General features: G+C 62.2%; 1 protein-coding gene (cut by a window edge). It reads left to right on the top strand.

Features of this window, described 5'->3' with window-relative positions; genetic code table 11:
* On the top strand, positions 1–22,872 hold the 3' portion of the coding sequence (gene sypC, locus JOE34_RS18625) for a syringopeptin non-ribosomal peptide synthetase SypC (protein WP_209996417.1). 17,706 nt of this gene lie to the left of the window's left edge; the window shows 22,872 of its 40,578 coding nt (coding positions 17,707–40,578); the start codon falls outside the window, past its left edge; the stop codon is at positions 22,870–22,872.

Here is a 22,872-nt window from a genome sequence, read left to right as displayed (position 1 = left end):
ATGCAGGTTGCACTGCGCAGCCTGGTGCAAGCGCTGGAACACACACCGCAAGCAGCGCTGAACAGCCTGCCCATACTGCCGGACGACGAGCGCGAGCTGTTACTGTCGGGCTTTAATGACACCGCTCACCCTTATCCGCGCGATGTATTGATCCACCAACTGATCGAACAACAGGCTGCTCAGCGTCCGGATGCCTGCGCCGTACGCGGCGACAGTGGGCCGTTGCTCACTTACGCCAAGCTCAACCAACAGGCCAATCAGCTCGCCCATCGTCTGATTGAGCTGGGTGTGGAGCCGGATGCGCGGGTTGCGGTCAGCCTGCGTCGCGGACCGGAAATGGTCGTGGCGCTATTGGGTATCCTCAAGGCCGGTGGCGCCTATGTGCCGATCGACCCGGATCTGCCCAGCGCTCGCCAGGCCTATATGCTCAGCGACAGCGCCCCCCGTGCGCTGCTGACCTGCCAGGATCTGCTTGCAAGTCTGCCAGCCCTTAGCGTTACGGCGCTGGTGCTCGATGGCCACGATGAAAGCGCCCGGCTTGCCTTACAGCCGATCAACAACCCGGATGCCAAGGCATTGGGCCTGAAGCCGAATCACTTGGCCTACGTGCTGTACACCTCGGGTTCCACTGGTCAGCCCAAAGGCGTGATGAACGAACACCTGGGCGTGGTCAACCGCCTGCTCTGGGCTCGTGACGCCTATCAAGTGAACAGTCAGGATCGCGTGCTGCAAAAGACTCCCTTCGGTTTCGACGTATCGGTCTGGGAGTTTTTCCTGCCGCTGCTCGCCGGTGCCGAACTGGTCATGGCACGTCCCGGTGGCCATCAGGAGCCGGACTACCTGGCGCAGGTAATGACTGACGCGGGCATTACCCTGCTGCACTTTGTGCCCTCGATGCTCGATGTGTTTCTGGAACACCGCTCGACCCGCGACTTCCCGCAACTGCGCCGCGTGCTGTGCAGCGGCGAGGCCTTGCCGCGTGCGTTGCAGCGCCGCTTCGAGCAACACCTGAAGGGCGTTGAACTGCACAACCTCTATGGCCCGACTGAAGCGGCCATCGACGTTACCGCCTGGGAATGCCGCCCGACGGATCCGGGCGACAGCGTGCCCATCGGCCGTCCGATTGCCAACATTCAGATGCACGTGCTGGATGCCTTGGGCCAGCTGCAACCAATGGGCGTGGCCGGTGAACTGCACATTGGCGGCATCGGCGTGGCGCGGGGTTACCTGAACCTGCCGGAGCTGAGTGCCGAGCGTTTCATCGCCGACCCGTTTTCCAGCGACCCGCAGGCACGCCTGTACAAAACCGGCGACATGGGTCGCTGGCTGGCCAATGGCGCATTGGAATACCTGGGCCGTAATGACTTTCAGGTGAAGATCCGCGGCTTACGCATCGAAATCGGTGAAGTCGAGGCCGCTTTGGCCAGACACCCGGCAGTCCACGAAGCGGTGGTCACCGCTCGCGAAGACATACCCGATGACAAACGTCTGGTGGCTTACTACACGCAGTCTGCCGAGCACACTGCTGTCGATATCGACACCCTGCGCAGTCACCTGCAGCAACAGTTGCCTGAATACATGGTTCCGGCCATTTATGTACTGCTCGAGGCCATGCCGCTGACGTCCAACGGCAAGCTTGATCGCAAGGCGCTGCCAGCACCGGGCGGTGATGCGCTGATCAGCCGTGGCTACGAAGCACCGCAAGGCGAAATCGAGGAGCAGATCGCGGTAATCTGGCAAGACCTGCTGGGCGTCGAGCAGGTCGGTCGTCACGACCACTTCTTCGAACTCGGCGGCCATTCGCTGCTGGCGGTGAGCCTGACCGGGCGTATGCGCCAGTTGGGCCTGAGCGCCGACGTGCGCGTGCTGTTCAGCCAGCCCACCCTGGCTGCACTGGCCGCAGCCGTGGGCGGTGGCACCGAGATCGTAGTGCCAGCCAACCTGATCACCAAGGACTGCCAACGCATTACGCCGGAGCTGCTGCCACTGGCCGATCTGACGCAGGCGCAGATCGATCAAGTCGTAGCCACCGTGCCGGGCGGTGTTGCCAATGTGCAGGACATCTACCCGCTGGCGCCGTTGCAATCAGGCATTCTTTATCACCACCTGGCCGCCGAAATAGGCGACCCCTATGTGCTCCAGACCCAGTTCGCGTTCGCTGACAGCGAGCGTCTGAACGCCTTCGTTCAGGCCTTGCAGATGGTCATCGATCGCCACGACATTCTGCGCACCAGCGTGGTATGGGACGGTCTCGATTCACCGGTGCAAGTGGTCTGGCGTCAGGCACAGTTGCACCTTGACGCACTTGAGCTCGATCCGGCAGACGGCGATATCGGTGCGCAACTGCACAGCCGCTTTGATCCGCGTCATTACCGACTGGACATCGGCCAGGCACCTTTGATGCGTGTGGCCTATGCCGAAGACCCGCTCAACCAGCGCATCTGCGCGATGCTGCTATTCCATCACATGGCCCTGGACCACGTAGCGCTGGAAGTGGTGAAGCATGAAATGCAGGCATGGCTGGCGGGCGAGGCCGACACGTTGGCAGCGTCGGTACCCGTGCCGTATCGCAACTATGTAGCCCAGGCACGCTTGGGTGTCAGCCAGGCCGATCACGAAGCGTTTTTCCGCGACATGCTCGGCGATATCGACGAGCCGACCCTGCCGTTCGGCCTGATGGATGTGCAGGGTGAAGGTCGTGACATCGAGGAAGCCAGCCTGGCGCTGGCCCCTCAGATGAGCCTGCGCCTTCGTGCTCAGGCCCGACAACAAGGAGTGAGTGCCGCAAGTCTGGTGCACCTGGCCTGGGCTCAGGTGTTGGGCAAGGTGTCAAACAGGCAGGATGTGGTGTTCGGCACCGTCCTGATGGGCCGGATGCAAGGTGGCGAAGGAACCGAGCGGGCTTTGGGGATGTTCATCAACACCTTGCCGCTGCGGGTTTCGGTGGGCGAGCAGGGCGTGCGTGATGGGGTCAAGGCCACTCATAAACGCCTGACTGCCTTGCTCGGTCACGAACATGCCTCACTGGCGTTGGCCCAGCGTTGCAGCGGGGTTGCCGCGCCGGCGCCCTTGTTCAGCGCATTGCTCAACTACCGCCATAGCGGGGTCGGCAGTGTGTCCGACCAGGCCATGCAGGCCTGGCAGGGCATTGCAGCCCTCAGTGGCGAAGAGCGCACCAACTACCCACTGACCTTGAACGTCGATGATCTGGGCGAAGGGTTCAGCCTGACGGCGCTGGTGGTTTCGTCAATCGGCGCGCAACGTGTGTGCGGCTACATGCACACGGCGCTGGAAAACCTGTTGACGGCGCTGGAGCAGACGCCAGAAACGTCGTTGCAAGGTTTATCTATCCTGCCAACTGTCGAGCGTGAGCAGTTGCTGGTGGCGTTCAACGACACCGTGCTGGATTACGAGAACGAACAGACCATTCACGGGATGTTTGAAGCGCAAGCCGAGCGCACACCGGAAGCGCTGGCAGTGGTTCATGGCGAAGAACGCTTGACCTATCGCGAGCTTAACGAGCAGGCCAACCGCCTTGCCCATGCCCTGCGCAAGCAGGGTGTTCAGCCTGACTCTCGCGTCGGAATCTGTGTAGAACGCGGCGCGGAAATGGTCGTCGGGTTGCTGGCGATTCTCAAGGCGGGCGGCGGCTATGTGCCGCTGGATCCGGCTTACCCTGCAGAACGTATTGCCTACATGCTGCAGGACAGCGCTCCGGCGGCAGTTTTGGTTCAAACCGCTACTCAGGGCTTGCTAGGCGACGTTTCGGTGCCTGTCATCAATCTTGATCTGAGCGATTGGCAGGACGAATCCGTCCAGAATCCGCAGGTGCCGGGGCTGACTTCCGCGCACCTGGCCTACCTGATCTACACCTCGGGTTCGACCGGTTTGCCGAAAGGCGTGATGATCGAACACCGTAACACCGTGAACTTCCTGAGCTGGGCGCATAAGGCGTTCGACGGCTGTGCACTGGAAAAAACGCTGTTCTCCACTTCGCTGAACTTCGACCTCGCCGTCTACGAGTGCTTCGCGCCGCTGACGTCGGGAGGCAGTATCGAAGTTGTCAAAAACGTGCTGGAACTGCAACACGGCGAGCACGATATCGGCCTGATCAACACCGTACCGTCGGCGCTTAAAGCGCTGCTGGACGTCGATGGTCTGCCGGAATCGGTCCACACCGTAAACGTGGCCGGTGAAGCGCTGAAGCGCAGCCTGGTTGAGTCGCTGTTCGAGAAGACCAGCGTGCAGCGCCTGTGCAACCTGTATGGCCCATCTGAAACAACCACGTACTCAAGCTGGGTGGCGATGGATCGCGAAGACGGCTTCGCTGCGCACATCGGCAAACCGGTTGGCAATACACAGTTTTACCTGCTGGACGAACAGCAACAGCCCGTGCCACTGGGTGTTGCGGGTGAAATCTACATTGGCGGTGCCGGTGTGGCTCGTGGCTACCTGAACCGTGACGACCTCACTGCCGAACGCTTCCTCAAAGACCCGTTCAGCCAAAACCCAGCGGCACGCATGTACCGCACCGGCGACCTGGGTCGCTATCTGGCGGATGGCGATATCCAGTACCTGGGTCGTAACGACGATCAGGTGAAAATCCGCGGCTTCCGCATCGAGCTGGGCGAGATCGATGCACGCTTGGCCAAACACCCAGCCATTCGTGAAGCAGTGGTGGCTGCCCGCGAAGATGTTCCGGGTGACAAGCGTCTGGTGGCTTATTACACACTGAGCGCAGGGCAGGCTTCTGTAGACATCGACAGCCTGCGCGGCTGGCTGCAGGAACAATTGCCGGCCTACATGATTCCGGTGGCCTATGTGCTGCTCGATGCACTGCCACTGACCCCGAATGGCAAGCTGGACCGCAAGGCCCTGCCAGCACCGGAAGCCGGTGCGCTGATCAGCCGTGGTTATGAAGCCCCACAAGGCGAAACCGAAACGCAGATCGCGGCTATCTGGCAAGACCTGCTGGGCGTTGCCCAGGTCGGTCGACACGACAACTTCTTCGAGTTGGGCGGTCATTCGCTGCTGGCCGTCAGCCTGATCGGACGTATGCGTCAGTCGGGCTTGAGCTCGGACGTGCGCGTGCTGTTCGGTCAGCCGACGCTGGCTGCACTGGCAGCGGCAGTCGGTGCTGGCACGGAAGTGGTGGTGCCCGCCAACCTGATTGATGAACACTGTGAATACATCACTCCGGACCTGCTGCCGCTGGCCGACCTGACCCAGGCGCAGATCGATCAGGTGGTCGCAGGCGTGCCGGGCGGCGTGGCCAATGTGCAGGATATCTACCCGTTGGCGCCGCTGCAGGAAGGCATTCTCTATCACCATATCGCTGCGGAGCAGGGCGACCCCTATGTCTTGCAGACCCGGTTCGCATTTGATAACCGCCAGCGCCTGGATGCATTTGCCGAAGCGTTGCAGCTGGTCATCGATCGTCACGACATCCTGCGCACCAGCGTGGTGTGGCAAGGTCTCGACTCGCCGGTGCAGGTGGTCTGGCGTCAGGCGCAGTTGCACCTTGAAGCGCTTGAACTGGATCCGGCAAACGGTGATATCGCAGAGCAACTGCACAGCCGTTTCGACCCGCGCCACTACCGTCTGGACATCGGCCAGGCACCCTTGATGCGCGTGGCTTACGCCGAAGACCCGCTCAATCAGCGGATCTGCGCGATGCTGTTGTTCCACCACATGGCCCTGGATCATGTGGCGCTGGAGGTGGTGAAACACGAAATCCAGACCGGTTTGATGGGGCAGGCGGCACAACTGGGCAGCCCGGTGCCGTACCGCAACTACGTGGCTCAGGCGCGTCTGGGGGTGAGCGAAGCGGATCACGAAGCATTCTTCCGCGACATGCTCGGCGACATCGAAGAACCGACCTTGCCGTTCGGCCTGATGAATGTGCAGGGTGACGGTCGCGATATTGAAGAGAACACCCTGGTCCTCGAGCCTCAACTGGACCTGCGCCTGCGGGCACAGGCCCGGCAGCTTGGAGTAAGCGTTGCCAGCCTGGCACACTTGGCCTGGGCGCAGGTCCTGAGCAAGGTTTCAGGCAGGCAGGACGTAGTATTCGGCACCGTCCTGATGGGCCGGATGCAAGGCGGCGAGGGTGCAGAGCGTTCGCTGGGGATGTTTATCAACACCTTGCCGCTGCGCGTCGATATCGACACCTGCGCGGTACGCCAGGCGGTGCGTCAGACCCACACCCGGTTGACCGATTTGCTCGGTCATGAGCATGCGCCTTTGGTATTGGCCCAGCGTTGCAGCGCGGTGGCCGCGCCTCTGCCATTGTTCAGTGCGCTGCTCAACTACCGCCACAGTGCGGTTGGCAGTGTGTCCGAACAGGCCGTGCAGTCCTGGCAGGGTATCCATGCCCTGAGCAGTGAAGAACGCACCAACTACCCGTTGATTCTGAACGTCGATGATATGGGTGCGGGTTTCGGCCTGAATGTACAGGCGGTGGCCGGTATCGATGCGCGGCGCATCTGCGACTATATGCAGACCGTCTTGAGCCATCTGGCCGAAGCCCTTGAATCCGCGCCGGACTCAGCGGTGTGCGACCTGCCGGTGGTGCCGGAAACCGAAAGCCAGCAACTGCTGGTGGCGTTCAACGACACCGCGCGGGATTACCCGCAGCAACAGACGGTGCATGGCCTGTTCGAAGCTCAGGTGCGGGCGTACCCCGAAGCTTGCGCGGCAATCCACGATGGTGTTGCCGTGAGCTACGCCGAGTTCAACACCCGCGCCAATCGCCTGGCGCGGCATCTGTTGGGCCTTGGCGTGCAGCCAGGTGACTGTGTGGCGATCCTGCTGGAGCGCAGCCATGACCTGCTCGCCAGTCAGCTGGCGGTGCTCAAGTGCGCGGCGGTGTACGTACCGCTGGACATCAATGCACCGGTCGAACGTCAGACGTTCATGATCGAAGACAGTCAGGCGCGTGTTCTGCTGACCCACAGCCAGGTATCGCTGACAACCGCTGCGCAGCGTGTTGACCTCGATGGCCTGAAAGTAGAGAACTTTAAAGGCACCGACCTGGCATTGCCGCAGTCCAGCGAAAGCGTCGCTTACATCATGTACACCTCAGGCTCCACCGGCACGCCGAAAGGTGTGCTGGTGCCGCATCGGGCCATCAGCCGGCTGGTGATCAACAACGGTTACGCCGATTTCAATGCTCAGGATCGCGTAGCGTTTGCCTCCAACCCGGCGTTTGATGCCAGTACGCTGGATGTCTGGGCACCGTTGCTCAATGGCGGTTGCGTGGTGGTGATCGGGCAGAATGACTTGCTGTCCCCGCGCGATTTCCAGCGCCTGTTGCTGGAGCAATCGGTAACTGTGCTGTGGATGACCGCAGGGCTGTTCCATCAATACGCTTCGGGGCTGGGCGAAGCGTTTTCACGTCTGCGCTACCTGATCGTCGGCGGCGATGTGCTGGACCCTGCCGTTATTGGCCGGGTCTTGGCCAACAGTCCTCCACAGCATCTGCTCAACGGCTATGGCCCGACCGAAGCCACAACCTTCTCCGCGACCTACGAAATTACGTCGGTCGGCAATGGCTCGATTCCTATTGGCAAGCCCGTGGGCAACAGCCGCCTGTATGTGCTCGATGGCCAAGGCCAACCGGTGCCGTTGGGCGTGCCCGGCGAGCTGTATATCGGCGGGCAGGGCGTTGCCAAGGGCTATCTGAATCGGGATGAACTGACCGATGAGACATTCGTCGCCGACCCGTTCGACAGCGACCCTCAGGCGCGCTTGTACCGAACTGGCGACCTGGTGCGCTGGCGTGCCGACGGTAACCTGGAATACCTGGGTCGCAATGACGATCAAGTGAAAATCCGTGGTTTCCGTGTTGAATTGGGTGAGATCGAAGCGCGCCTGGCCGAACATCCGGATGTTCTCGAGGCCGTGGTGCTGTGCCGTCAGGACACACCTGGCGACAAGCGTCTGGTGGCGTATGTCACAGCGCAGCAGCCTGTCGACATCGAACACCTGCGTAGCCATCTGCAAGGCCTGTTGCCGGAGTACATGGTGCCCGCGGCCTACGTGCAGCTCGATGCGCTGCCGCTGACCGCCAACGGCAAGCTCGACCGCAAGGCCCTGCCAATGCCGGATGCGCAATCGCTCATCAGCCGAGGCTATGAAGCACCTCAGGGCGAGGTTGAGACCCTGCTGGCGTCGATCTGGGCTGACGTGCTCAAGGTCGGGCAGGTCGGTCGCCATGATCACTTCTTCGAACTGGGTGGCCACTCGCTGCTTGCAGTCAAATTGATCGAACGCATGCGTCAAGTCGGCCTGAGTGCCGATGTACGCGTGCTGTTCAGCCAGCCTACGCTAGCCACACTGGCGGCAGCGGTCGGTGGTGGCACGGAAGTCGTGGTGCCGGCCAATCTGATCCCGGAACGCTGCGAACACATCACACCGGACCTGCTGCCACTGATCAGCCTGACTCAGGCGCAGATCGACCGCGTCGTGAAGCATGTGCCCGGCGGTGCCGCTAACGTGCAGGACATTTACCCGCTGGCACCTTTGCAGGCAGGCATTCTCTATCACCACATCAGTGCCGAGCAGGGCGACCCGTATACCCTGAAAGCGCTGTTCAGTCTGCGCGACCGCGCACGACTGGACGATTTCAGCCACGCCTTGCAAGGGGTAATCAATCGTCACGATATCCTGCGCACCGCTGTGCTGTGGGAGGGTCTCGAAGAACCGCTGCAAGTGGTGCTGCGTCAGGCTGAAATGCACGTCACCGAGGTGGACCTAGACCCGGCTGACGGCCCGCTGGACGAGCAGTTGCACGAGCGCTTCGATCCTCGGCATTACCGCCTCGACGTACGCCAAGCGCCCTTGATGCAGATTGTCTTTAGCCATGATCCGCTCAACGATCGCTGGCTGGCGATGCTGCTGTTCCATCACCTGGTCAACGACGCCACCTCGCTGTACGTGGTGTTGCGTGAACTTCAGGCGCACCTGCTCGGTCAGCACGCTGCTCTGGGTCAGAGCGTGCCGTATCGCAACTACGTAGCCCAGGCTCGCCTGGGTGTCAGCGAGGCACAGCACGAAGCCTTCTTCCGCGATATGCTCAGCGATATCGACGAGCCAACGCTGCCATTCGGTTTGCAGGATGTGCAGGACGGTGGTCGTGACCTCGAAGAGGCGAGCGTGATCCTGCCCGCTGAACTGGACCTGCGTTTGCGGGCTCAGGCCCGGCAAGCAGGCGTCAGCGCCGCGAGCCTTATGCACCTTGCGTGGGCGCGGGTGCTCGGCAGTGTCTCGGCCCGTGACCAGGTCGTGTTCGGCACCGTACTGCTAGGCCGTATGCAGGCCGGCGAGGGTGCCGACCGTGCGTTGGGCATGTTTATCAACACCTTGCCGCTGCGCGTCGATGTCGGCGCGACCACGGTGGTCGAGGGACTGAAAGCTACGCACAGGCAACTGACGGCGTTGCTGGGCCATGAACACGCACCGCTGGTACTCGCCCAGCGTTGCAGCGGCGTGGCGGCACCGACACCACTGTTCAGCGCGCTGCTCAACTACCGGCACAGCGGCGTGAACGATGTTTCGGCGGAAACCGCCACTGCCTGGGAAGGGATCGAGTCCTTTGGCGCCAAGGACCACACCAACTACCCGTTGACCCTGAACGTGGACGACATGGGTAACGGGTTCAGTCTGACCGCACAGGTCAGCAGCCCCGTGGGTGCCAAACGGGTCTGCGGTTACATGCAGACCGTGCTGGAGCATCTGGCGGATGCACTTGAGCAGTCACCGTCCCTGGCCCTCGACAGCCTGCCGACCCTGCCGGTCGACGAGCGTGAGCAGTTGCTGGTGCAGTTCAACGACACCGCTCTGGATTACCCGCACGAACAGACCATTCATGGCTTATTCGAAGCGCAAGCCAAGCGCACACCGGAAGCACTGGCAGTGGTGCACGGCGAACAGCGCCTGACGTACCGCGAGCTTAACGAGCAGGCCAACCGCCTGGCACATGCTTTGCGCGAGCGGGGTGTTCAGCCAGATTCTCGCGTCGGAATCTGTGTAGAACGCGGCGCGGAAATGGTCGTCGGTTTGCTGGCGATTCTCAAGGCGGGTGGTGGCTACGTGCCGCTCGACCCGGCTTATCCAGCGGAACGTATTGCGTACATGTTGCAGGACAGCGCTCCGGCAGCCGTGCTGGCTCACACCGCTACTCAGGGCTTGCTGGCCGACGTTTCGGTGCCTGTGATCAATCTTGATCTGAGCGATTGGCAGGGCGAATCCGTCCAGAATCCGCAGGTGCCGGGGCTGACTTCGGCGCACCTGGCCTACCTGATCTACACCTCGGGTTCGACCGGCTTGCCGAAAGGCGTGATGATCGAACACCGTAACACCGTGAACTTCCTGAGCTGGGCACACACGGTTTTTGACGGTTCGACACTGGAAAAAACACTCTTCTCCACCTCGCTGAACTTCGACCTCGCCGTCTACGAGTGCTTTGCGCCACTGACCTCGGGCGGCAGCATCGAAGTCGTCAAAAACGTGCTGGAACTGCAACACGGCGAGCACGATATCGGCCTGATCAACACGGTACCGTCGGCGCTGAAAGCACTACTGGACGTTGACGGTCTGCCGGCAACGGTTCACACGGTGAACGTGGCCGGTGAAGCGCTCAAGCGTAGCCTGGTGGAATCGCTGTTCGAGAAGACTGGCGTGCAGCGCCTGTGCAACCTCTATGGCCCGTCTGAAACCACCACCTATTCAAGCTGGGTGGCCATGGATCGTGAAGACGGCTTCGCTCCACACATCGGCAAACCGGTTGGCAATACGCAGTTTTACCTGCTGGACCAACAGCAACAGCCCGTCCCCCTGGGTGTTGTGGGCGAGATCTACATCGGCGGCGCCGGTGTGGCGCGGGGCTACCTGAACCGTGACGACCTCACTGCCGAGCGCTTCCTCAAGGATCCGTTCAGCCAAAACCCAGCGGCTCGCATGTACCGCACGGGCGACCTGGGGCGCTACTTGCCAGACGGCAATATCGAATACCTGGGCCGCAACGATGATCAGGTGAAGATCCGTGGTTTCCGTATCGAACTGGGCGAGATCGATGCGCGTCTGGCCAAACACCCGGCGGTCCACGAAGCGGTTGTGACGGCTCGCGAAGATGTGCCGGGCGACAAGCGTCTGGTGGCTTATTACACCCTGAGCGCAGAACAGGTTTCGGCAGATATAGACAGCCTTCGCGCCTGGCTGCAGGAACAATTGCCGGCTCATATGATCCCGGTGGCCTATGTGCTGCTCGACGCACTGCCGCTGACGCCGAACGGCAAGCTGGACCGCAAGGCCTTGCCAGCACCGGACGCCGATGCACTGATCCGCCGTGGTTATGAAGCCCCGCAAGGCGAAACCGAAACCCTGCTGGCGGGAATCTGGAGCGACTTGCTCTCGGTTGAACGCATCAGCCGTCACGACCAGTTCTTCGAGCTGGGCGGCCATTCGTTGCTGGCCATGCGTTTGGTTTCGCAGATTCGCCAGCAACTGGGTCTCGAACTGAGCCTGGCCGCGCTGTTTGCCCACCCCGAACTAAGCGCCCTGGCACTGGCCATCGCCCGCGCCGGACGCAGCATCCTGCCGGATATCGTGCCAGTGGCACGCGATCAGGTCTGGCCGCTGTCGTTCGGTCAGCAACGTCTGTGGTTCCTCGCGCAGATGGAAGGCGCCAGCGCGGCCTACCACATGCCTATCGGCCTGAGCCTGCATGGCGAGCTGGACCGTACGGCGATGCAACGGGCGCTGGAGCGCATCGTCGCGCGCCATGAGGGCTTGCGCACCACCTTCATTCAGGGCGATGACGAACAGCCATTGCAACGGATCAGCCCGGCAGATGCCGGCTTCAACCTGCAGCTGCATGATCTGCAAGGGCTGGTGGATGCCAAAGAGAAGCTTCAGGCACTGGCCAGCGAAGAGTCGCTGCAAAGCTTCGATCTGGAACAGGGCCCGTTGATCCGTGGTCGTCTGATCCGTATGGCCGAGGACCATCACGTCCTGCTGCTGACCATGCACCACATCGTTTCCGATGGCTGGTCGATTGGCGTGCTGACCCGTGAACTGGCCGCGCTCTATGCGGCATTCAGTCAGGGCCAGGACGACCCGCTGACGCCTCTGACGCTGCACTACCTGGACTACGCGGTGTGGCAGCGTCGCTGGTTGAGCGGCGATCTGTTGCAGCAACAAAGCGATTACTGGCAGCAAACCCTGGCAGACGCTCCGGCGCTGCTGATGTTGCCCACCGACCGGGTGCGTCCGGCGCAGCAGGACTATGCCGGCGCGGTGCTGCCCATCGTTTTCGACCAGGACCTCACTCGCGGCCTCAAGACCTTGAGCCAACGTCACGGCAGCACCTTGTTCATGACCGTAATGGCCGCCTGGGCTGCGCTGTTGGGACGTCTGTCCGGTCAGGACGACGTGGTCATCGGCACGCCGGTGGCCAACCGTACACGCAGTGAAGTCGAAGGACTGGTGGGCCTGTTCGTCAATACCCTGGCGATCCGCGTCGACCTTAGCGACAAGCCCACGGCAGAGACGCTGCTGGCGCGGGTCAAGACCAACACGTTAGGCGCTCAGGACCATCAGGACCTGCCGTTCGAGCAAGTGGTGGAAGTGATCAAGCCGGTGCGCAGCCTGTCGCACAGCCCGGTGTTCCAGGCCATGCTCAGTTGGCAGGACATGGGCGGCGGGGATTTCGCCCTCGGCGATCTGCAACTGGAAAGCCTGAGCGCTGGCCATACGCTGTCCAAGTTCGATCTCTCGCTGGACATCGGCGAAGCCCAGGGCCAGCTGTTCGGTTCGCTGGAATACGCCACCGCGTTGTTCGATGAAAGCACCATCGCCCGTTATCTGGGGTACTTGCAGCGTTTGCTGCACGCCATGGTCGCCGATGATCGCCAGGTACTGGAACAGGTGCCACTGCTCGATACGGTGGAACGCAAGCATCTGCTGGTCGACCTCAACGCTACCGACGTGCCTTACCCGCAAGACGCCACGATTCATCAGCTATTCGAAGAAAAGGTCCAGGCCCAGCCCGACGCCATTGCCGTGGCCTTCCAGGCACAACGCTTGAGCTATGCCGAACTGAACCGTCAGGCCAACCGCCTGGCTCATCACCTGATCGGTATGGGCATCGGCCCGGATGATCGGGTGGCGATCTGCGTCGAACGTGGGGTGAAAATGATAGTAGGGCTGCTCGGTGTGCTCAAAGCCGGCGCCGCCTATGTGCCGTTGGACCCGGCGTATCCGGCCGAGCGTCTGGCGTACATGATCAACGATAGCCAGCCATCGGCGTTGCTCACCCAGCGCGGCCTGCAGGAGCGTTTGCCAGCACTGTCCATGCCGCTGGTATTGCTCGACGACGAGCATTGCCAGGGTTTCACCGAGTGTGATGACAACCCGGTCGTAGCGAATCTCGGCGTGCGCAACCTGGCGTATGTGATCTACACCTCGGGCTCCACGGGTAATCCGAAGGGGGTGATGATCGAGCATCGCGGTCTGGTCAACTACAGCGTCGATGCGGCACGCCTGTTTGGCTTGTCCCAGAGCGACACCGTGCTGCAACAGAACACTCTTAACTTCGACCTTTCGGTGGAGGAGATCTTCCCGGCACTCCTGGCCGGTGCAACCCTGGCGCCAAGCCGCGAGATCTTCGGCAGTGAAGGCACTGAAAATCACGGCATTTACCCGACCGTCCTGCACTTGACCGCTGCCCATTGGCACACGCTGGTCGCCGAATGGCACAACCAGCCGCAGGCTGCTGAACAACGCCTGGCCGAGGTGCGCCTGATCAACGTCACCGGTGACGCATTGTCGGCACAGAAACTGAAGCTCTGGGACGAGGTACGCCCGGCACATACGCGCCTGATCAACACCTACGGGCCAACCGAGGCGACGGTGTCTTGCACTGCGGCTTACGTCAGCCATGACGCCGTGGCCGGCAGCGAAGGCAGCGGCAACGCGACCATCGGCAAACCGATGGCCAACACGCGCATCTACCTGCTTGATGCCCACCAGCAGCCAGTACCGTATGGCGTGGCCGGTGAGATTTTCATCGGTGGCGACGGGGTAGCGCGGGGTTACCTGAACCTTGCCGAGGTCAACGCAGAGCGTTTCCTCGCGGATCCGTTCAGCAACAGCCCTGATGCCAGAATGTACAAAACTGGCGACCTGGCGCGCTACATGGCCGACGGCCGTATCGAATACCTGGGCCGTAACGACTTCCAGGTCAAGGTGCGCGGTTTCCGTATCGAACTGGGCGAAATCGAAGCCCGTCTCGGCAATTGCAAAGGGGTCAAGGAAGCGGTGGTGATCGCTCGGGAGGACAATCCCGGTGAAAAACGTCTCGTGGCCTACGTGATCGCCCAGCCACAAGCGAGTCTGGATGTCGCCAGACTGCGCGCCGAGCTGGCACCGCAACTGGCCGAATACATGCTGCCGAGCGCGTTCGTGCTGCTCGATGCACTGCCGCTGACACCTAACCGTAAACTCGATCGCAAGGCCTTGCCGGCCCCGGCGGACGATGCTTTTGCCAGTCGTCAACATGTCGCCCCGCAAGGCACCAGCGAAAAAGCCCTGGCGCAGATCTGGCAGAACCTGCTCAACCTGGAAGCAGTAGGGCGTCATGACCACTTCTTCGAGCTGGGTGGGCACTCGCTGCTGGCGATGCGTCTGATTTCCCAGGTGCGTCAGCGCATGGGCGTCGAGCTGAGCCTGGCGGACATCTTCGCCCAGCCGGAGCTAGCGGCACTGGCTGAGGTAGTGGCGCACGCTGCCGGCAGCAGCCAGCAGCCCATCGTGCCGGTATCTCGCGATCAGGCTTTGCCGCTGTCGTTTGCCCAACAACGCCTGTGGTTCCTTGCACAGCTGGACGGTGGCAGTGCGGCTTATCACATTCCAGCCGGTCTGCGTCTGCGCGGCAGCCTCGATCAGGACGCATTGAAACGAGCGCTGGACCGCATCGTTGCGCGCCACGAGGCGTTGCGTACGACCTTTGTACAGGAGCAGGACCAGGATCCGCTGCAGCGCATCGCCCCGGCCGATATCGGTTTCAGCCTGCAACTTCAGGTGCTGACGGGGCAGGCCGATGCAGAACAACAATTGCTCGCCATCGCCACAGAAGAGGCCGAAGAGGGCTTTGATCTGCTCAATGGCCCGCTGGTGCGCGGACGCTTGGTATGCCTGGCCGATGACGACCATGTGTTGCTGGTGACCATGCACCACATCGTCTCTGACGGCTGGTCCGCAGATGTATTGACCCGTGAACTGGGCCTGCTCTATGCCGCGTTCAGTGCCGGTGCCGAAGATCCGTTGCCCGCGTTGCCGGTGCAATACGCCGACTATGCCGTGTGGCAGCGCAACTGGCTGAGCGGCGACGTACTGCAACAGCAACGCCAGTACTGGCAGCAGACTCTGGCCGGTGCGCCGTCCTTGCTGACCTTGCCGAGCGACCGGCCACGGCCGGCGCAACAGGACTACAGTGGCAAGTTGCTCGGGCTGGTACTCGACGCCGACCTGACCCGCGGCCTCAAGGCCCTGAGCCAGCGGCATGGCAGCAGCCTGTTCATGACGGTCATGGCCGCATGGGCGGCGCTGCTGGGACGTCTGGCCGGTCAGGACGACGTGGTCATCGGTACGCCGGTGGCCAACCGCATGCGCGCCGAAGTTGAGGACCTGATCGGGTTCTTCGTCAACACCCTGGCCGTGCGCGTCGACCTCTCGGGGACACCGAGCGTGCAAAACCTGTTGCAGCAGGTCAAACAGCAGACCCTGGCCGCCCAAGCGAATCAGGACCTGCCGTTCGAACAGGTGGTCGAGGTGGTTCGCCCACAACGCAGCCTGTCCCACAGCCCGATCTTCCAGGCCATGTTGTCGTGGCAGAACAACGAAGCGTCCGACCTGGCGCTTGGCGACATGGCCCTGCAGGGCGTCGCGGTGGCAGGCCATACGGCCAAGTTCGACCTGACACTGGACATGACCGAGGTTGGCGATCAATTGATCGGCACGCTGGAATACGCCACGGCACTGTTCGACGAACGCACAATGCAGCGCTACCTGGGCTACTTCCAACGCTTGCTGGAAGCCATGGTCGCCGACGACCGCCAGTTGCTGGAACAGGTACCGTTGCTCGATGCGGTGGAACGCCAGCATCTGCTGGTCGAGCTTAACGCTAACAATGTGCCTTACCCGCAGGACTGCACGATTCATCAGCTGTTCGAAGAAAAGGTCCAGGCACAGCCCGACGCCATCGCCGTGGCCTTCCAGGCGCAGCGCTTGAGCTATGCCGAACTGAACCGTCAGGCTAACCGTCTGGCCCATCACCTGATCGGCCTGGGCATTGGCCCGGATGATCGAGTGGCGATCTGCGTCGAGCGTGGCGTGGAAATGATGATCGGCTTGCTCGGTGTGCTCAAGGCAGGAGCGGCTTATGTGCCGCTGGACCCGGCGTATCCGGCCGAGCGCCTGGCCTACATGATCAACGACAGCCAGCCAACGGCATTGCTGACCCAGCGTGATCTGCAGAAACGCCTGCCGACGCTTGCTTTGCCACTGGTGTTGCTCGACGACGATCAGCGCAACACCTTTACCGAGCGTGACGACAACCCGGTGGTGGAAGCCCTCGGCGTGCGCAATCTGGCGTATGTGATCTACACATCAGGTTCCACCGGCAATCCGAAGGGGGTGATGATCGAACATCGCGGTCTGGTCAACTACAGCGTCGATGCTGCACGCCTGTTTGGCCTGTCCCAGAGCGACACCGTGCTGCAACAGAACACCCTTAACTTCGACCTTTCGGTGGAGGAGATCTTCCCGGCACTCCTGGCCGGTGCAACCCTGGCGCCAAGCCGCGAGATCTTCGGCAGTGAAGGCACTGAAAATCACGGCATTTACCCGACCGTCCTGCACTTGACCGCTGCCCATTGGCACACGCTGGTCGCCGAATGGCACAACCAGCCGCAGGCTGCTGAACAACACCTGGCCGAGGTGCGCCTGATCAACGTCACCGGTGACGCATTGTCGGCACAGAAACTGAAGCTCTGGGACGAGGTGCGCCCGGCACATACGCGCCTGATCAACACTTACGGGCCAACCGAGGCGACGGTGTCTTGCACTGCGGCTTACGTCAGCCATGACGCCGTGGCCGGCAGCGAAGGCAGCGGCAACGCGACCATCGGCAAACCGATGGCCAACACGCGCATCTACCTGCTTGATGCCCACCAGCAGCCAGTACCGTATGGCGTGGCCGGTGAGATTTTCATCGGTGGCGATGGCGTGGCGCGAGGCTACCTGAACCTTGCCGAGGTCAACGCAGAGCGCTTCCTCGCGGATCCGTTCAGCAACAGCCCTGATGCCAGAATGTACAAAACTGGCGACCTGGCGCGCTACATGGCCGACGGCCGTATCGAATACCTGGGCCGTAACGACTTCCAGGTCAAGGTGCGCGGTTTCCGTATCGAACTGGGCGAAATCGAAGCACGCCTGGGCAATTGCGCCGGGGTCAAGGAAGCGGTGGTGATCGCTCGGGAAGATAATCCGGGAGACAAACGTCTGGTGGCCTACGTAGTCGCGCAGCCGGATATGCACCTGACGGCCGCCAGCCTGCGTACCGAACTGGCGCCGCAACTGGCTGAATACATGCTGCCGAGCGCGTTCGTGATCCTCGATGCCTTGCCGTTGACGCCGAACCGCAAGCTTGACCGCAGCGCCTTGCCGGCTCCGCAAGCCGAGGCCTTTGCCAGCCGCGAACATGTGGAACCGCAAGGCGACACCGAGCTGGCGCTGGCGCAGATCTGGCAGAGCCTGCTCAATCTGGAACAGGTGGGCCGTCATGACCAGTTCTTCGAACTGGGCGGGCACTCGCTGCTGGCGATGCGTCTTATTTCCCAGGTGCGCCAGCACCTGGGTGTCGAGTTGGGCCTGGCGGATATCTTTGCCCAGCCGGAGCTCGCCGCCATGGCACGGATACTCGCCGAAGCCAAAGGCAGCGTTCAGCCACCTATCGTACCGGTGTCCCGTGATCAGGACTTGCCGCTGTCGTTTTCCCAGCAGCGGCTGTGGTTCCTCGCCCAACTGGAAGGCGGCAGCGCGGCGTACCATATCCCGGCAGGGCTGCGTCTACGTGGCACTCTGGACAACCCTGCGCTGGAGAGGGCGCTGGACCGTATCGTGGCGCGCCACGAAGTGCTGCGTACGACCTTTGTGCAGGATCAGGACCAGGATCCGGTACAGCGCATCGCCCCGGCCGATATCGGTTTCAGCCTGCAACTGCAGGTGCTGACCGGGCAGGCGGATGCTGAAGAGCAACTGCTCGCCATCACCGCTGAAGAGGCCAACGAGGGTTTTGATCTGCTCAACGGGCCGCTGGTACGCGGACGCCTGGTGCGCATGGCCGAGGACGATCATGTGTTGCTGGTGACCATGCACCATATCGTCTCCGACGGCTGGTCTGCGGATGTGCTGACACGAGAACTGGGTGCGCTCTATGCCGCGTTCAGTGCCGGTGCCGAAGATCCGCTGCCCGCGTTGCCGGTGCAATACGCCGACTATGCGGTGTGGCAGCGCAACTGGCTGAGCGGCGACGTGCTGCAGCAACAGCGCCAGTACTGGCAGCAGACCCTGGGCGGTGCGCCAGCGTTGCTGACCTTGCCGACCGACCGGCCACGCCCGGCACAACAGGACTACAGCGGCAACATACGCGGCCTGGTGCTCGATGCAGAGCTGACCCGTGGCCTCAAGGCCCTGAGCCAGCGGCATGGCAGCACCTTGTTCATGACCGTGATGGTTGCATGGGCCTCGCTGCTGGGGCGTCTGGCCGGTCAGGATGATGTGGTGATCGGTACACCAGTAGCCAACCGCCTGCGTGCCGAGGTGGAGGACCTGATCGGGTTCTTCGTCAACACCCTGGCGATACGCGTCGATCTCTCCGGCGCACCCAGCGTCGAAGCATTGATGCAGCAGGTCAAGCGCCAAACGCTGGCAGCGCAGACCCATCAGGACCTGCCGTTCGAACAGGTGGTCGAGGTGGTTCGCCCGCAACGCAGCCTGTCCCACAGCCCGATCTTCCAGGCCATGTTGTCCTGGCAGAACAACGAAACGTCCGATCTGGCGCTGGGCAATATGAACCTGCAAGGCGTGGCGGTGAACGACCACACGGCCAAGTTCGACCTGGTGCTGGACATGACCGAGGTCGGCGATCAATTGGTCGGCACGCTGGAATACGCTACGGCGCTGTTCGACGAAAGCACCATGGTCCGTTACCTGGGCTATTTCCAGCGATTGCTGGAAGCGATGGTCGCCAATGAGCACCGCATCCTGGAGCACGTACCATTGGTGGATGCGGTCCAGCGCGAGCACCTGTTGAGCGGTCTTAATGCAACCGAACGTGCTTACCCTCAGGGTCAGCTGATGCATCGCCTTTTCGAGGCGCATGCAGCGTCTCGACCCCAGGCGCTTGCGGCCCGTCAGGGTGAGCAGACGCTGACCTACGCCGAGCTCGACAGCCGCGCCAACACCCTGGCTCAGCACTTGCGCCAACACGGCGTGAAAGCGGGAACCCGAGTGGCGATCCTGCTGGATCGTTCGGTGGAGCTATTGACCGGTATGCTGGCCACGCTCAAGTGTGGCGCGGCTTACCTGGCGCTGGATCGCCTGGCCCCCGAGGAGCGTGTGCGCTTCATGCTCGAGGACAGCGAAGCACTCATGTTGCTGACCCGCAGCGAGCTGACGGCACCTGAAACGACGCCGCGACTCGATCTGGACACCCTGGACCTATCAGTGGCTCACCAGGGGCCAGTCACGCTTGCAGATGAGGTCGCAGGCGAGACTCCGGCGTGCATCATCTACACCTCCGGTTCCACCGGCATGCCCAAGGGCGTGATTGTGACCCACAACGGCATTGTGCGGCTGGTGCGGGACAACTATGACTTCCGTGCCGATGACCGCGTGGCGTTTTCTTCCAACCCGGCGTTCGACGCCAGCAGCCCGGAAATCTGGGGTGCCTTGCTCAATGGCGGTCAGTCGATAATCGTCGAGCCTTCAGTGTTGCTTGAGCCGACAGCCTTTGCCGCCTTGCTCAAACGCCATGCAGTGACGGTGATGTTCAGTTCGACCGCCTTGTTCAACCTGTATGCCGGGTTGATTCCCGAAGCGCTGGCGGGCTTGCGCATGCTGGAGTGCGGTGGCGAACGGGCGGATCCGGCGTCGTTCCGCCGGGTGCGTGAGCATTCGTCTCAAGTGCGCCTGTTCAACGGCTACGGCCCGACCGAGGGCACGACGTGCGCTACTCGTTACGAAGTGTTCGACGTGCAGCCGGGCACCCTGAGCCTGCCAATCGGCAAACCCAACGCCAACGTGCGCATCTATCTGCTCGACGCGTGCGGCGAGCTGGTGCCGATGGGCAGCGTCGGCGAGATCTATATCGGCGGTGTCGGCGTCGCGCTTGGCTACCTGAATCGCGCGGAACTCACTGCTGAACGCTTCAGCGACGACCCGTTCAGTCAGCAGGCGGGGGCGCGGCTCTATCGCACCGGCGACCTGGCGCGCTGGTTGCCGGACGGCAACCTCGAATACCTGGCGCGTAATGATGGTCAGGTGAAGGTCCGCGGCTTCCGGGTCGAGCTTGGGGAAGTCGAAAGCAGCCTGCATGGGTGCGATGGCGTACGCAACTCCGTGGTCGTGGCGCGCGAAGACAGTCCGGGCGACACGCGGCTGGTGGCCTATTACACCGTGCATGCGGGCGTTGAAGCACCCGAGCCGGAGGCCTTGCGTGCGCAACTGAGCGCCGGACTGCCGGAATACATGGTCCCGAGCGTCTTCATCTGCCTGCCAGATTTGCCGCTCACGCTCAATGGCAAGGTGGATGTTCAGGCACTGCCAGCACCAACGGCGGATCAGTTCGCGAGCCATGCGTTTGAAGCCCCGGTAGGGGAGTTGGAGATTCGTCTGGCGAAAGCCTGGGCGCAAGTACTTGAATTACAACAGGTGGGCCGTTATGACAGCTTCTTCAATCTCGGAGGTCACTCGCTGATGGCAGTGCGACTGGTCAACCAACTGGTACAGAGTGGTTTGTCGGTGTCCCTGGCCGACGTTTTCCAGCACGCCAGCGTCGCGGACCTGGCGGGCCTGCTGGACAGCCGCAGCAAAGAGGCTGCACCTCAGCTTCATGAACAACTGGTGCCGGTGCGTACCACCGGTAGTCAGCGTCCGCTGTTCCTGGTTCATGAGTTCACTGGCCAGGACGTGCATTTCCCTGCGCTGGCGGTGCACATCGATAGCGATATTCCGGTCTACGGGTTGAGCGGCATCCCCCTCGGTCAGGAGCAGCTGCAGACCATGGAATGCCTGGCAACACGCTTGTTGAGTGCGATGCGCAGCGTTCAGCCGCACGGACCTTATCGCCTGGCGGGCTGGTCGTTCGGTGGGCTTCTGGCCTACGAAATCGCCATCCAGCTGGAGGGTATGGACGAGGAGGTGGAGTTTATCGGCCTGCTCGACACCTACATGCCGCGCCTGGTGGATCAGGGTCGCGAACGCTGGGACCTGCAGACCGCCCACCGTCAGCACCTGCTGGAACACTGCGAGCAGTTCTGGAGAGCACGAGGCGAATGCACGCAGGCCCTTGAGGCCCTTGAGCGAGTGCGTACAAACCGGCAGGCCTTTGATTTCGCAGGGCTCCTGCAACACTGTCGTGAGCAGGGTGCGCTGCCTCCGGAGCTGGAAACCTACACGACCGAGGATCTTTGGCAGTACCTCGACCGAGAGGTGGCTCACGGTCATGCGCAGGCCAATTACACGGTTTATCCCAACAGCGTGCCGCTGCACTTGTTTACCGCCATCGAGTGGGAACCCAACTCGCAGAAACACAGCGGTTACCTGGGTTGGGATAGCGTCCTGCCAGTCAGTCAGTTGCGCAGTATCAAGGTCGCGGGCGATCACTTGAGCATGATGAAGCCGCCGCATATCGAGGGCCTGGGGCAGGCGATCAGCCAGGCGTTGGCTGATCTGCCCGATCGGCCGCGGGGGGCTGATAGCGCCCACCGGCCGTTGCTGACGATTCAGGGCGGACGTCGCGATCACGCGCCAATTTTCTGTGTACCGGGGGCAGGGGACAGTGTGACCGGCTTCATCAGCCTGGCCGATGCCCTTGGGCCGCACTGGCCAATCCATGGGCTGCAACCACGCGGGCTGGATGGCCGCACGGTGCCTTACAGCCTGGTGGAAACCGCCGCCGAGGCGTATCTGCAAGCACTCGACAGCACTCATCCCGAAGGGCCGGTGCATCTGCTCGGTCATTCGTTCGGCGGCTGGGTGGCCTTTGAAATGGCCACGCGCCTGACGGCAAGCGGCAGGGAAGTGGCTTCGCTGACACTGATCGACAGCGAGTCGCCGGGCGGCAACGGCGTGGTGGGCAAACCTTACACCGCGATAGGCGTACTGGAACGTTTGATCGAGACCATGGAGCTGGCTGCGGGCAAGTCGCTGGGCATCGATCGTACGGCCTTCAGGGCCCAGGACGATATCGGCCAGATGCGCTTGTTGCATGCCGGAATGGTGCGGGCAGGGATGCTGCCGCAGCGTTCGTCGCCGGACGCGATGCGTGGGCCTGCGCGGGCCTTCGGTACGGCGTTGCGCACGCGTTATCAACCGTCGCAGATCTACACCGGACCGGTGCGTCTGGTGCTGGCTGACGACCCGGTGCTGGATGCGGCGGGCAATCAGCGCGAACAACAGGCGATGGTCAGCGGCTGGCGCCGGTGTGCCCCGGACCTAACTGTCTGGCGTGGGCCGGGCAACCATTTCACCATCCTCAAGGCGCAGCATGTACAGCATCTGGCGAACTGGTGGCTACCCCGTCAATAA

Origin of the sequence: Pseudomonas sp. PvP028 (assembly GCF_017832255.1) — a bacterium.
Lineage (GTDB): Bacteria > Pseudomonadota > Gammaproteobacteria > Pseudomonadales > Pseudomonadaceae > Aquipseudomonas > Aquipseudomonas syringae.
The sequence above is the reverse complement of the archived record's forward strand: the minus strand, read 5'-3'. Positions and strand labels throughout refer to the sequence as shown.